Source organism: Mycobacterium deserti, from assembly GCF_025345615.1.
Lineage (GTDB): Bacteria > Actinomycetota > Actinomycetes > Mycobacteriales > Mycobacteriaceae > Mycobacterium > Mycobacterium deserti.
The window spans coordinates 179,173-191,619 of record NZ_JAODWD010000003.1; the positions used below are offsets into that span (position 1 = coordinate 179,173).

The window sequence follows — 12,447 nt, forward strand, 5'->3', positions numbered from 1 at the left end:
CTCCCCTGGCACGCCCGCTTCGTGCAACACTGCTCCTGAGTCGACCCCTACTTGTCTTTGCCCTCGCAGGAGCGCAACAGTGGCACCACTGAACCCACGCCTGGCGGCAGGTGCTGGTGTCCTGGCGGCTCTCCTCGTCCTCGGTGGCCCGGGGGCGGCCGTCGCGGTCGGCCATCCCGCAGACCGCGGCGACAGTCGCGGGGACCGCGGCAGCAGCTCCGATCGAGGCGGATGGGGCCGAGGCGGATCGGACCGCGACGACCGCGGATCCGGCAACGGGAACCGTCGCGGCGACGGAGACCACCCGGGCTATGGCAACGGCAACAAACCCGGCTACGGAAACGGCAGCCGGCCCGGCAACGGCGACGGCGGGTCTCGCATCGACGACGACAGCGCCCAGCAGGACGCCGAAGACCTGGCACCGCTCGAGCCGGGCACGGCACGCGTCGGGGCGCAGCGACTTGCGCCGAGCGACGACTCAAACCAGAGAGCCGGCTCCGACGACGAGGATCAGGGCGCCGATTCGGGCTCGGACTCCGCAGGCAGCCCCGGTTCGAGCGGTGGCTCGGACCGCTCCAGTGGGCCTCCCGCAGGATTCACACCTCCGCGGGTGACCGTCGGCAATGGGCGGTCGCCGGTGGTGCAGCGCCGCGAGAGCAAATCGAGCGGTGGGTTCTCTGCCAACGATCCGGCACCCGCGCCCGCGCCCGCGCAGGCCCCGCCACCGTCGCCACCGCCGTCCGATCCGGTTCAGGCATGGACGGATCTGATTCGCACTCCGCCAGTGGTGTCGCAGCAGCTGATCGTCGCACCGGCCGTCAAGACGGCCGATCCGCTGTGGGGTATCGCCGGTCTGCTCTTGATCCCCGCAGCGGGCGCCGCGCTCGGCTACCGGCAGGCGAGGGCCGCCCAGGCCGCCGAACGGCGGAATCGAACTTAGGTGCCGCGCAGATCCTTTCGCAGGATCTTGCCCGACGCCGACTTCGGAATCGCATCGATGAACTGCACCTGGCGCACCTTCTTGTAGGGCGCGACCTGCCCGGCGACGAACTCGATCACCTCGTCCTCGGTCAACGGACTGTCAGACTGCTTGACCACGAACGCTTTCGGCACCTCTTCGCCTTCGTCGTCGTTGACGCCGATCACCGCTGCGTCGGCGATCGACGGATGACTCAACAACACGGCCTCGAGTTCAGCGGGCGGGACCTGGTAGCCCTTGTACTTGATCAATTCCTTGAGCCGGTCGACGATGTAAACGCAGCCGTTGGCGTCGACCTGCGCGAGGTCGCCGGTGTGCAGCCAGCCGTCGTCGTCAATAGTTTCCTTGGTGGCCTCGTCATTGCCGAGGTAACCGGCCATCACATTGGGCCCCTTGAACCACAACTCGCCAGTCTCACTGAGACCTTCTGCCGGAAGGCCGATTTCGTCACCGGTCTCAGGGTTGATCAATTTCGACGCGGCGTTGGACACCGTCCATCCGACCGAACTCAACGGCGCGATCATCGCCATCTGCCGCTGGCCCCCGTCGAACGGCGTGATGTGGCTGACCGGACTCAACTCGCTCATTCCGTAGCCCTGAACCACGCGGCAGCCCAACCGCTTGGAAACGGCGTGGCCCAGGTCCGCGTCCAGCGGTGCGGCGCCCGACATCACGGTGTTGAGCGTTGACAGGTCGTATTCGTCGATCAGCGGATGCTTGGCGAGCGCCACGGCGACCGGTGGTGCGATGAACGCGATGGTGCACTTGTGTTCGGCGATGTTGCCGAGGAAGTCGCCGAGGTCGAAGCTCGGCATGATCACCAGGCGGGCGCGCGCGTGCAGTGCGGCGTTGAGCAGCACCGTCATTCCGTAGATATGGAAGAACGGCAACACGGCCAGAATGACATCGTTGGCGACCATGCCGTGAAGCGGCCGGATCTGCGCCACATTGGCGACCAGGTTGCGGTGGGTGAGCATCACCCCCTTCGGGTTGCCGGTGGTGCCCGAGCTGTACGGCAGCACCGCAAGGTGTGTCGACGGCGCGAAATCCACGTCGGCAGGCGGCAATCCGGGTCCCATCAGGTCGGCGGCGTTGGGATGTCCGCTGGCCTCGAGGCCGTCACCGTCGAGCACCACGATGTCCGTGTCGGCGATCCCGACGGCGGCAGCGGCCTCCTTCGCCGGCGCCAGCAGAGGTGTGACGGTGACCAACATCTTGGCCGTCGAATCCGTCAGTTGCTTGGCGATGTCCTTGGCGGTGAACAGGGCGTTGATCGTGGTGGCCGTGGCGCCGGAGCGCAGGATGCCGTGGAAGGCCACGGCGAAACCGGAGCTGTTCGGCGACAGCAGGCCGACGACGTCGCCGACACCGATGCCGCGGCCGGCCAGCGCGCCCGCGAACGCGTCGATGCGGCCGATCATCTCGCGATAAGTGGTCTGACGGCCGGACTTGGCGTCGATCAGGGCGACGCGCTCGGCGTCGGCATCCGAGATGTCGCCGAACAGATAGTCGTAGACGCTCTGGGAAGGAATGTCGACTTCGGGGAACGGACTCGCGAAGCTCATGGCTGTAGATCCAACCATGACGCGCCGGATCGCCGGTCAGGCTTGGTCGAGCTGTCTGATCACTTTTTTCGGCGCGACCAACCGGAACGACGCATCGATCAGTTCAGCGACCTCGTCCCAGTCGACTTTCCTCGTCGCCAGGTCCAAGCCCAGCCAGCCCGCCGCGCCGAGGTAGGCCGGAGAAAAGATCCGCCCGTCCTGTTCGAGCGCCCGACGCTCCGTTTCGTCGACCTTGACCATGATCGACTGCGGGTACTGGATGTGGTCGCCCTTCGTCGCGGGCTTCACACTGCCGCCGTACATCACGAACATCTTGGTGACGAAGAAGGCCGGCCGACCGTGCGACACCTTCTCGAAGGCGCCGGGGAAAGCCAGCGCGATCTCGCGCACCCTCGCCAGCACCGGATCGTCGTCGCGGAACATGATCGGATGCGCCATGAGCCCAGCGTAACGGCCGTGTCGGGACGCTGGGCTAGCCTGCGGGGGTGAGCTCGAAGGCAACCTCGAAGGCCGAAACGTCGCTGGCCCAACAGGCCGACGACGCCCCGGACGCCGATCTGCGGCGCCGATGGCAGGAACTCGCTGACGAGGTGCGCGAGCACCAGTTCCGCTACTACGTCCGCGACGCGCCGATCATCACCGATGCCGACTTCGACAAGTTGTTGCGCGAACTGCAGGCGCTGGAGACCGAGCATCCCGAATTGAGGGTTCCCGACTCGCCGACGCAGTTGGTGGGCGGTGCCGGCTTCGCCACCGATTTCACCCCGGCCGACCATCTCGAGCGGATGTTGTCGCTCGACAACGTCTTCACCCCGGATGAGCTCGCGGCGTGGGCGGCCCGCATCAAGGGTGAGATAGGAGACGACGCGCACTACCTGTGCGAGCTGAAGATCGACGGGATCGCCCTGGCGCTGGTGTATCGCGACGGCCGGCTGGAGCGGGCCGCCACCCGCGGCGACGGGCGCACCGGCGAGGACGTCACGCTCAACGCGCGCACCCTCGACGACATCCCCGAAAAGCTCAGTGGCAGCAAGGAATTCCCGATACCGAAGGTCCTCGAGGTGCGCGGGGAGGTGTTCTTCCGCATCGCGGACTTCGAGGACCTCAACGCCGGCCTGGTGGCCGAAGGCAAGCCGCCCTTCGCCAACCCGCGCAACAGCGCGGCGGGTTCGCTGCGGCAGAAGAACCCGGCCGTCACCGCGCGGCGCAAGCTGCGAATGATCTGCCACGGTCTAGGACGCGCCGAAGGTTTCAGCCCCGCATCGCTGCACGACGCCTACCGCGCGCTGGAGTCGTGGGGGCTGCCGGTGTCCGATCACACCAAACGGGTTCAGGGCATCGAGGCGGTAACCCAGCACATCGCCTATTGGGGCGAACACCGCCACGACGTCGAGCACGAAATCGACGGCGTCGTCGTCAAAGTCGATGAACGTGCGCTCCAACGGCGGCTCGGATCGACGTCGCGAGCGCCACGGTGGGCCATCGCTTACAAGTACCCGCCCGAGGAGGCGCAGACCAAGCTGCTCGACGTCCGAGTCAACGTCGGCCGGACCGGGCGCGTGACGCCGTTCGCGTGGATGGAGCCGGTCAAAGTCGCCGGCTCGACGGTGAGCCAGGCGACGCTGCACAACGCCTCGGAGGTCAAGCGCAAGGGCGTCCTCATCGGCGACACCGTCGTGATCCGCAAGGCCGGCGACGTGATCCCCGAGGTGCTCGGTCCCGTCGTCGACCTTCGTGACGGCACCGAACGCGAATTCGAAATGCCGACAACGTGTCCCGAGTGTGGCACGACGCTGGCCCCCGCCAAGGAGGGCGACGCCGACATCCGCTGCCCCAACAACCGGTCGTGTCCGGCGCAACTGCGCGAACGCGTCTTCCACGTCGCAAGTCGCGGGGCGTTCGACATCGAGGGCCTCGGCTATGAGGCCGGCATCGCTCTGCTGAAGGCCGGTGTCATCGCCGACGAGGGCGACTTGTTCACCCTCGGCAGCGACGACCTGCTTCGCACCGACCTGTTCAGGACCAAGGACGGCAACCTGTCGGCCAACGGCAAGCGGCTCCTGGTGAACCTGCACGAGACCAAGGCCCAACCGCTATGGCGGGTACTCGTGGCGCTGTCGATCCGGCATGTCGGGCCCACCGCAGCGCGCGCGCTCGCCACCGAGTACGGCAGCCTGGACGCCATCATGGCGGCCTCCGAGGAAGAGCTGGCGGTGGTCGAGGGCGTCGGGCCCACCATCGCCGCAGCCGTCACCGAATGGTTCACAGTCGACTGGCACCGCGCGATCGTCGACAAATGGCGCGCCGCCGGGGTGCGGATGGCCGACGAACGCGACACCAGCATCGAGCGCACCCTTGAGGGACGCTCGATTGTGGTCACCGGCTCGTTGACCGACTTCTCCCGCGACGATGCCAAGGAGGCCATCGTCGCGCGCGGCGGCAAGGCTGCCAGTTCGGTGTCGAAGAAGACCGCCTACGTGGTGGCGGGAGATTCGCCCGGCTCCAAGTACGACAAGGCTGTGGAGCTCGGCGTGCCGATCCTCGACGAAGCCGGGTTCAAACGATTGCTCGACAACGGACCCGACGGGGTCTAGGCCACCGCATTGCGCAGCGCGTCACGCGCCCGGTCCAGCACCGAGGCGAACGGCCCGACGGCGAAGTTGGCGAAAGCCGACTCGACACCGGGGTGCGGATGCGTCGGTGCGATCCGCTCTGCGGCCTGCACGGCGACCGCGAGCTGTTGCAGTTCATGCGCGTCGAGCTGTTCCTTCAGCAGTGGGAACTCCTCGGCCTCCTCCTTCTCGGCGTGCTCGAGCACCGCACTCTGCAGGTGGATCAGCGCCTTCGCGAAGTCAGCGGTGTTGAACTCGATGTTCTCGAGCTCCGACAGCGCCTGCTTGGCGCGGTGTTCTTCCTCGAGCCGCGCATCGACCACCTGGTCACCACCGTCGATCTTCCGACGGACCCGCGGGTGCACCATCATCTCCTCGGCGGTCTCGTGCACCGCGAGCAGCGTTCGCAGCCGGGTGAACGACTCCTTCTGGGTTTCGGCGTCGGGTGCGTCGAGCGTCTCGACGAACAGCTGCCGGATGGTCTCGTGCTGAGCCACGAGGAAGTCGACGACGTCCTGGCCGGACGAAATGGACTGAGTCACGCGAAATACCTCCGCATGTAGGGGGAATCATGATCGGGCGCAGTGGGCTGAGCGCCGGTCGTCCGATACCCGCCGCCGTCCCGATCAAAACGGCGAAGAGTTTGTGCCGCCGGGTGACCGGGAACACGACACGCGACACGACCAAGGAGTTCTGATGATCTGCGATACCTGTGGCAACCACTACGACAAGGCGTTCACCGTGACGTGGCCCGATGGCCGCAGCGCGACGTTCGACAGCGTGGAGTGCGCCGCGGTCCAGCTTGCGCCGGAGTGCGCGCACTGCGGCTGCCGGATTCTGGGCCACGGCATCGAGACACCGGAGGGAATGTTCTGCTGCGCCCACTGTGCGCGCAAGGACACCAATGCCGACGTCAATGACCGCTATCCGGTCCCCGCGGGCGGCTGACCGCGCACGTGAGGACCTGACGGGTCAGCGGTAGCCCGCTCGCATGTCGTCGACGATGCGGGGATGATCCAGGGTCGACGGTTCCAGGGACTGCGGCCGGTTGTCTCCGGCGAACACGGTCGCGGCGTCGAGTACCCGCTGGTCGAGGAACCGCAGCGGCGGGGCATCTGCCGGAACCCGAGGTGTCGGTGCGGTCGGACCGCGACGAGCCAGCACGAAACCCCAGTCGCCGAATGTTGGCACGTGCACGTGGTACGGCGTCGTCGCGTACCCCGCCGCCCGGATCGTCGACACGGTGCGCCAGTACGCGGTTGGCGTGGAGAAGGGGCTCCCGGACTGCACGGCCATCAACCCGTCGACCGCGAGCACGCGTGTGACCAGCGCGTAGAACTCCAGTGAGTAGAGCCGGCCCAGGACGGGTGTGTCCGGGTCCGGCAGGTCGACGATGACGGCGTCGAATCCGCCCCGCGGGACCACATCGGGCGGTGCATCGCGCAACCACGTCATCGCGTCGGCGATTACGACGTCGACCCGAGGGTCGTCGAGCGCACCGGCGTTCGCGTCGCGCAGCGTGGTGCGCCCCACCTCCACGACAGCGGGATCGAGCTCGACTTGCACGATGGTGTCGATACCGTTGTAGCGCAGCAACTCTCGGGCCGCTAACCCGTCTCCACCGCCGAGGACGAGGGCCGTGCGCGCGCCGTCGGCAAGTGCCGGGTACACGAGACTTTCGGTGTAGCGGTACTCGTCTCGAGTCGAGAATTGAAGTCCGCCATCGAGATACAGCCGGGTGTCGTTGCCGCGCCGCGTGACGACGATCTCCTGGTAGGCCGAGCGCTCGAACGCGACGATCGGATCGGCATACAACCGCTGGCGCGTCGACGTCTGGATCCCGTCGGCACGCACCAGCAGAGTGACGAGCAGCGCCAGCGCGGCTATGAGAACGCCTACCGCCGTAGCGAGTTGGCGACTGCTGATCGCGGGACGCAGGAGGAACACGGCCACCACCGCCGCGGCGGCGAGGTTGATGATGCCCGTCGCCGCCGCCCCGCGGATCATCCCCAGTTGGGGCAGCAGAATGAACGGCCACACCAGACCGCCGACGAGCGCGCCGAGATAGTCAGCGGCGTTCAAGTTGGCCAGCACGCGGCCGGTATCGGTGGCCGCGGTCAGGCGGCCGCGCTGCAGCAGCGTCATCAGCAGTGGTACCTCCGCGCCCACCAGAGCGCCGATGACCGCGGTGCCCAGCGCGAGCACCCACAGTGAGCCGCCGAGGAACGCGAACGCGACGTACAGCGCCGCCGCTGACAACCCACCCGTGACGGCGAGTGCCGTCTCCACGGCGATGAACGTGATTGCGGCGCGGTGCAGCAGCGGCTTGACCAGGAGCGCGCCGGCCCCGAGCGCGGCGACGTATCCTGCGACGATCAACGACATCGCGACGATGCCGCCGCCGTGCAGGCTCGTCGACAGCGTCAGCAGCGCGAGTTCGTAGACGATGCCGCAGGCCGCGCACGCCGCGACGGCAGCCAGAAGTACCGCACGCCAACGGTTCGTGGTCCCCGCCGGTCGCGGGCCGGGAAGTGTCTGCTCGCTGGCCGTCATGACAGCGCGGCGGCGTTCACTCCTCCCACGGCCAGCAGCACAACGGCGGTGGCGATCGCGGCGGGGTGCAGTCGCTCGTCGGCGATCAGGTCCCGGAACCGGCCGGGCACAGCCACTTCGAGCACGACAAGCGCCAGGCCCTGCAGCGCCACCCCCACGGCTCCGTAAACGGCCGCGTCGACGAGCCCCTGCCCGAGTTGGTCCGAGCTCGCCACGATCGCGGAGATGACCACGATCGCCAGCGCGGCGTACATTCCGGACGCCACGGCAACGGCGTTGGGCCGCCGCTCGATGAACACCATGTTGCGCAGGTTGCCCGGCGTGAGCACGTCGACCATCACAAAGCCCACCGACAGCACGACGACGCCGATGACGAAGTACAGGATCGCGGCAACGAGATTCTGCGTGAGGCTTTCGCCGCTGATGGTGCCGAACTCGACGGCGGCCGGGTGCATGTGTGAGTACATGGAGATCTCCTTAACTCGCTGGCCTGGTTGTGGGAGTCACTTCGACCCGTCCGGCCCGCCGGGGCTGCCGCCCGATCCGCCTGACGGTGAGCCCGGCGTGAAACCGGGGCCGAGAAAGATGAATCCGCCGCCGCTGTACCGGGCGTCGGTGTCCTCGACGCGGATGCTGCATGGGCGCCCCGCGTCCGGCCCGACGATCACGATGTCGTCGTTGTAGCGCAGATACTCGCTGCCGCGGTCGGTGGCCTGTGCTTCCGGCGCCTTCGCCTGCGCGATTTCTGAGGCGACCTGCTGCGGCCTGCCGGTGCAGGCGTACTTCGCGCCGTCGGAGTCGCGGCCATACTCCTGATAGTTGGCGGCCAGGTGGGAGCGAATATCGTTGTTCATCAACGAGATTCCCCAGATCAGGAACACCACACCGGCTACCGCGAGGCCGCCTGCGAGCCAGAACAGGTTGTTGCGGGTCACGGGCGCCACCGACTACTCGTGTACACCACGGTGCCACCGGCGGCGGCCGGATACAGATGCCATGTCTGCCAACGCCACCCGGCACCGTCGGGTTCGGCGGCCAGTGCTGTCAGCGCTGCGTCGTCGCCGGGAAAGGCCCCGCCGAGCCACCCCGGCTCGCGGGCGCAGCGGTGCCGTAAACGGCCTGCGAGTTCCCGGAAGCCGGTTTCGTCGTAGGTCGCGGTGTGACATTCCAGGCGGTATCCGGGAGCATCGGCGTGGCCGGGCAACTCGCCCTGTACGTGCGCAGCACAGGAAATCTCTTCGGAGAAGGTGCTATTCGGGTGTTCGACGGTGACGACGTGTGAGGCGCCCAGCACGCCGAGCATCAGCGCGCTGCCGTCGGGGTGCACCAGCCGGCAAGCCGCGAGCGGCATCGGCGCCGCGGCGTTGAGGGCAAGCCCCAGTCCGGCTCCGGACACATCGGCGGGCTGTACGGCCAGTTGGTGCAAAGGCAACGACGTGGCCTATGCGCTCGGCGGGGGCGCTGGGTACACCGTGAGTTCACCGGGTACCACCGGCTTTCCGACGGACACCTCCCACGGCATGTCCGGTGCCCACCGCTCGAAACCGAGCAGATTGGACTCCGAGGCGTCGCCGTAGTCGACGAAATCCATATCGCCGCCCGCGGGCAGACCGGTTGTGCCCTCGGTGGTGTAGGAGGCGCGGCCCTGCTCGACCTCTTGATAGGTGATGCCGTCGACCACGACGGCGCCCCCGGGCTGCAGCCCGAGGTCGTTGCGCCGCGTCCACATCACCAGCTCCAGGCGGCCCTCGTCCTCCTCGACGCTGAACCACACCGGCTCAGACCCGCCTTCGAGCAGGTGTTCCCACCACACGAACGGGCCCTGCCGCAGGGTGACCGAGCCGCGCACCACGTAGTCGATACCGCCGTGGGAGACGATCGCGCCCGGACCGAGCTGGCGCGGGCCGAACTGCGGCATGGACGCGGCGAACTTGAGGGGATCCTCGCGGTCGGTCGGAGTCTGGGGTTTCTTTGGCCTACGCAGTGCCACGACGACGACGACGGCCGCCGCTGCGAGCAAGATGATGGCGAGCAGGATCAGCAGCGTATCCACGCGAGCCCTTCCTTGAGGCGTCCGAGCGGTGCGGTCGACGAGATCTGTAGCCAACGGTAACAGTCGGCGAACCCGCGACTCAGCGCAAAATCGTCGCGACGATCCCGGCCAGGTAACCGAGCCGGGCGACCTCCGACGGCCGGAACACCGGTCCGCCCGGTCGGCCCAGCACCACAGCGGTGTCGACGTCGCCAAGGGGAGCGGCCGCCAAGGTGGTGTCCATGTCGCGCCATACCTGCGGTACCCACCCGGCCGAGCCGTCGAGCGCTTCGGCGTGCGTCAGTGGCAGCCAGGGTGTGTCGGCGGCCTGGGTCTCGGGAGCGCCATGGCTGCCGACGACGCGATGCGGTCCGGAGTCGGTGCGCCGAACGACGGTGCACCAGCCGACGCGCAGCACCTTCGGGGCCTCGTCGACGAGCACTTGCAGCTGGTTCGACTTCGGACCCGCCGCGGCGATGTGGTCGATGAGCTCGAGTTCGCGGTGCGCCTCGAGAAGACCGGTGTGCGGGCGCACCGAATCGACGTAGACGCCGTCGACCTTTTCGGCGGCGGTGATCAGCGCGTCGGGCATCGCGCCCCTGGGGAGATCGACCACCAGATCATCGACCGCAAGCCCCGCGGCGCGTTCCACTACGTCGAGGGACAGGATGTCGGCCCCCGCCGAGCCGAGCGCCACCGCGAGCGCGCCGAGGCTGCCCGGTCGGTCCTCGAGCTCGACCCGCAGCAGATAGGAAGGCACGCGCACACTGTCGCACAGCCGCCGTCGGCCAGCATTCCGGCGATGAGCGCGGGGGCGAACCCCGATCAGTACGTGCGCGGAGGCCGGCGCGGCGGCGGTGACTAGGCTTGCCAGTCGTGTCACAGATCTCCCGAGACGAGGTAGCCCACCTCGCCCGCCTGGCCCGTCTCGCGTTGACCGACGAGGAGTTGGACAGCTACGCCGGCCAGCTGGACGCCATCCTCGGCCACGTCAGCCAGATCCAGGCCGTCGATGTCGCCGGGGTCAAGCCCACCGGCAATCCGCTCAAAGACGTCAATGTGTTTCGCCCGGACACGGTCGAGCCGTGCCTGACTCAGGAAGAAGCGCTCGATCAGGCGCCCAAGGCGGTCGACGGCCGGTTCGCCGTGCCGCGGATTCTGGGAGAGGCCGAATGAGCACCCGAGGCATGGACAGCGACGTGACCCGGCTCGACGCGGTGACGCTGGGCGCCAAGATCGCCGCCAAGGAGGTGTCGTCCACCGAAGTCACCCAGGCGCACCTGGATCAGATCGCGGCCACCGACGGCGAGTTCCACGCGTTCCTGCACGTGGCCGCCGACGAGGCGTTGGCTGCCGCTGCCGCGGTCGACGCCGCGGTGGCGGCAGGCGAGTCGCTGCCCTCGCCGCTGGCAGGCGTTCCGCTGGCGCTCAAAGACGTGTTCACCACGTCCGACATGCCGACCACCTGCGGGTCGAGAATTCTCGAAGGCTGGATGTCGCCTTACGACGCCACCGTCACGGTGCGGCTGCGCGCGGCGGGTATCCCGATTCTCGGCAAAACGAACATGGACGAGTTCGCGATGGGTTCGTCCACCGAGAACTCGGCGTATGGCCCCACGCGCAATCCGTGGAACGTCGACCGCGTGCCCGGCGGCTCAGGAGGTGGCAGCGCGGCAGCGCTGGCCGCGTTCCAGGCGCCGCTCGCGATCGGCACCGATACCGGCGGGTCGATCCGCCAGCCCGCCGCTTTGACCGCGACTGTCGGAGTGAAACCCACCTACGGCACGGTGTCGCGCTACGGCCTGATCGCGTGCGCGTCGTCGCTGGATCAGGGCGGGCCGTGCGCGCGTACGGTGCTCGACACCGCGCTGCTGCACCAGGTGATCGCGGGCCACGACCCCAAGGACTCGACGTCGGTGGACGCCGCGGTTCCCGACGTCGTCGCAGCCGCTCGGACCGGCGCGTCCGGCGACCTGAAGGGCGTGCGGATCGGTGTAGTGAAGCAATTGCGCGGCGACGGTTACCAGGCGGGTGTGCTGACGTCGTTCAACGCGGCCGTCGAGCAGCTCACCGCGCTGGGCGCCGAGGTCAGCGAGGTCGATTGCCCGCACTTCGACCACTCGCTGTCCGCGTACTACCTGATCCTGCCGTCGGAGGTGTCGTCGAACCTCGCGCGCTTCGACGCCATGCGCTACGGCCTGCGCGTCGGCGATGACGGCACGCACAGCGCCGAAGAAGTGATGGCGCTGACCCGCGCCGCCGGATTCGGCCCAGAAGTCAAGCGGCGCATCATGATCGGCGCATATGCATTGTCGGCGGGCTACTACGACGCCTATTACAACCAGGCGCAGAAGGTACGCACGCTGATCGCCCGCGATCTCGACGAGGCCTACGAACGCGTCGACGTGCTGATCTCGCCGGCCACACCGACGACCGCATTCCCGTTGGGGGAGAAGGTCGACGATCCGCTGGCGATGTACCTGTTCGATTTGTGCACGCTGCCGCTGAACCTGGCCGGACACTGCGGTATGTCGGTGCCCTCGGGCCTGTCGCCGGACGACAACCTGCCGGTCGGATTGCAGATCATGGCGCCCGCGCTTGCCGACGACCGGCTCTACCGCGTCGGCGCCGCCTACGAAGCGGCGCGGGGTCCGCTACCCACCGCGCTGTAACCCCGGCGCGGGTTCGAGTCAGCGGGCAGTATGG

At 68.0% G+C, this 12,447-nt stretch carries 14 protein-coding genes; 5 read left to right on the forward strand and 9 right to left on the reverse strand.

Annotation, left to right across the window (positions count from 1 at the left end; all coding sequences use genetic code 11):
- Nucleotides 1-79 precede the first annotated feature (79 nt).
- Nucleotides 80-940 (forward strand): hypothetical protein, encoded by an 861-nt coding sequence (locus N4S67_RS12170; protein WP_260993247.1) that lies wholly within the window; start codon nt 80-82, stop codon nt 938-940.
- On the opposite strand, the gene N4S67_RS12175 is transcribed toward N4S67_RS12170, so the two are convergent.
- On the reverse strand, nt 937-2,544 hold the full coding sequence (locus N4S67_RS12175) for a 4-coumarate--CoA ligase family protein (RefSeq protein WP_260993248.1): 1,608 nt from the start codon (nt 2,542-2,544) through the stop codon (nt 937-939). The two genes, N4S67_RS12170 and N4S67_RS12175, sit on opposite strands and share 4 nt — an antisense overlap.
- A gap of 36 nt (nt 2,545-2,580) precedes the next feature.
- The gene (locus N4S67_RS12180; RefSeq protein ID WP_260993249.1) at nt 2,581-2,982 is read right to left on the reverse strand and encodes an MmcQ/YjbR family DNA-binding protein; all 402 of its coding nucleotides are present in this window, start codon (nt 2,980-2,982) and stop codon (nt 2,581-2,583) included.
- A gap of 83 nt (nt 2,983-3,065) precedes the next feature.
- Between N4S67_RS12180 and ligA the strand changes: the two genes are divergently transcribed.
- Nucleotides 3,066-5,138 (forward strand): NAD-dependent DNA ligase LigA, encoded by a 2,073-nt coding sequence (gene ligA, locus N4S67_RS12185; protein ID WP_260994007.1) that lies wholly within the window; start codon nt 3,066-3,068, stop codon nt 5,136-5,138.
- Here ligA and N4S67_RS12190 read toward each other — a convergent pair.
- On the reverse strand, nt 5,135-5,698 hold the full coding sequence (locus N4S67_RS12190; RefSeq protein WP_260993250.1) for a hemerythrin domain-containing protein: 564 nt from the start codon (nt 5,696-5,698) through the stop codon (nt 5,135-5,137). The genes ligA and N4S67_RS12190 overlap by 4 nt on opposite strands.
- A 151-nt stretch (nt 5,699-5,849) precedes the next feature.
- Between N4S67_RS12190 and N4S67_RS12195 the strand changes: the two genes are divergently transcribed.
- Entirely contained in the window at nt 5,850-6,104 is a 255-nt protein-coding gene (locus tag N4S67_RS12195) for a hypothetical protein (protein WP_260994008.1), read from the forward strand.
- A 24-nt stretch (nt 6,105-6,128) separates the two neighbouring features.
- Here N4S67_RS12195 and N4S67_RS12200 read toward each other — a convergent pair whose 3' ends face one another.
- From N4S67_RS12200 to N4S67_RS12225, 6 genes are all read right to left on the reverse strand, one after another.
- Nucleotides 6,129-7,709, reverse strand: coding sequence for a polyamine aminopropyltransferase (locus N4S67_RS12200; protein WP_260993251.1), 1,581 nt, complete (start codon nt 7,707-7,709; stop codon nt 6,129-6,131).
- Nucleotides 7,706-8,164: a DUF350 domain-containing protein gene (locus N4S67_RS12205; RefSeq protein WP_260994009.1), complete on the reverse strand. Its 459-nt coding sequence runs from the start codon at nt 8,162-8,164 to the stop codon at nt 7,706-7,708. Before N4S67_RS12205 ends, N4S67_RS12200 begins: the two co-directional genes overlap by 4 nt.
- Nucleotides 8,165-8,212: 48 nt before the next feature.
- Nucleotides 8,213-8,644 carry a DUF4247 domain-containing protein gene (locus N4S67_RS12210; RefSeq protein WP_260993252.1) on the reverse strand — a complete coding sequence of 144 codons (432 nt, stop codon included), beginning with the start codon at nt 8,642-8,644 and terminating at the stop codon, nt 8,213-8,215.
- Nucleotides 8,641-9,141: a DUF2617 family protein gene (locus N4S67_RS12215; protein ID WP_260993253.1), complete on the reverse strand. Its 501-nt coding sequence runs from the start codon at nt 9,139-9,141 to the stop codon at nt 8,641-8,643. Before N4S67_RS12215 ends, N4S67_RS12210 begins: the two co-directional genes overlap by 4 nt.
- Nucleotides 9,142-9,150: 9 nt before the next feature.
- Nucleotides 9,151-9,762 carry a DUF4178 domain-containing protein gene (locus N4S67_RS12220; protein WP_260993254.1) on the reverse strand — a complete coding sequence of 204 codons (612 nt, stop codon included), beginning with the start codon at nt 9,760-9,762 and terminating at the stop codon, nt 9,151-9,153.
- 79 nt (nt 9,763-9,841) lie between these two features.
- A complete protein-coding gene (locus N4S67_RS12225; RefSeq protein WP_260993255.1) occupies nt 9,842-10,501 on the reverse strand; it encodes an amino acid-binding protein in 660 nt (219 codons plus the stop codon).
- Between the two features lie 116 nt (nt 10,502-10,617).
- On the opposite strand from N4S67_RS12225, the gene gatC reads away from it, so the two are divergent.
- The gene (gatC, locus tag N4S67_RS12230) at nt 10,618-10,917 is read left to right on the forward strand and encodes an Asp-tRNA(Asn)/Glu-tRNA(Gln) amidotransferase subunit GatC (protein WP_260993256.1); all 300 of its coding nucleotides are present in this window, start codon (nt 10,618-10,620) and stop codon (nt 10,915-10,917) included.
- 11 nt (nt 10,918-10,928) lie between these two features.
- Nucleotides 10,929-12,413 carry an Asp-tRNA(Asn)/Glu-tRNA(Gln) amidotransferase subunit GatA gene (gene gatA / locus N4S67_RS12235; RefSeq protein WP_260994010.1) on the forward strand — a complete coding sequence of 495 codons (1,485 nt, stop codon included), beginning with the start codon at nt 10,929-10,931 and terminating at the stop codon, nt 12,411-12,413.
- Nucleotides 12,414-12,447 lie beyond the last annotated feature (34 nt).

Coding starts and splice junctions, on each gene's coding strand:
- N4S67_RS12175 (WP_260993248.1), bottom strand. CDS start 2,544: ATGAGCTTCGCGAGTCCGTTCCCCGAAGTCGACATTCCTTCCCAGAGC.
- N4S67_RS12180 (WP_260993249.1), bottom strand. CDS start 2,982: ATGGCGCATCCGATCATGTTCCGCGACGACGATCCGGTGCTGGCGAGG.
- N4S67_RS12200 (WP_260993251.1), bottom strand. CDS start 7,709: ATGACGGCCAGCGAGCAGACACTTCCCGGCCCGCGACCGGCGGGGACC.
- N4S67_RS12205 (WP_260994009.1), bottom strand. CDS start 8,164: ATGCACCCGGCCGCCGTCGAGTTCGGCACCATCAGCGGCGAAAGCCTC.
- gatA (WP_260994010.1), top strand. CDS start 10,929: ATGGACAGCGACGTGACCCGGCTCGACGCGGTGACGCTGGGCGCCAAG.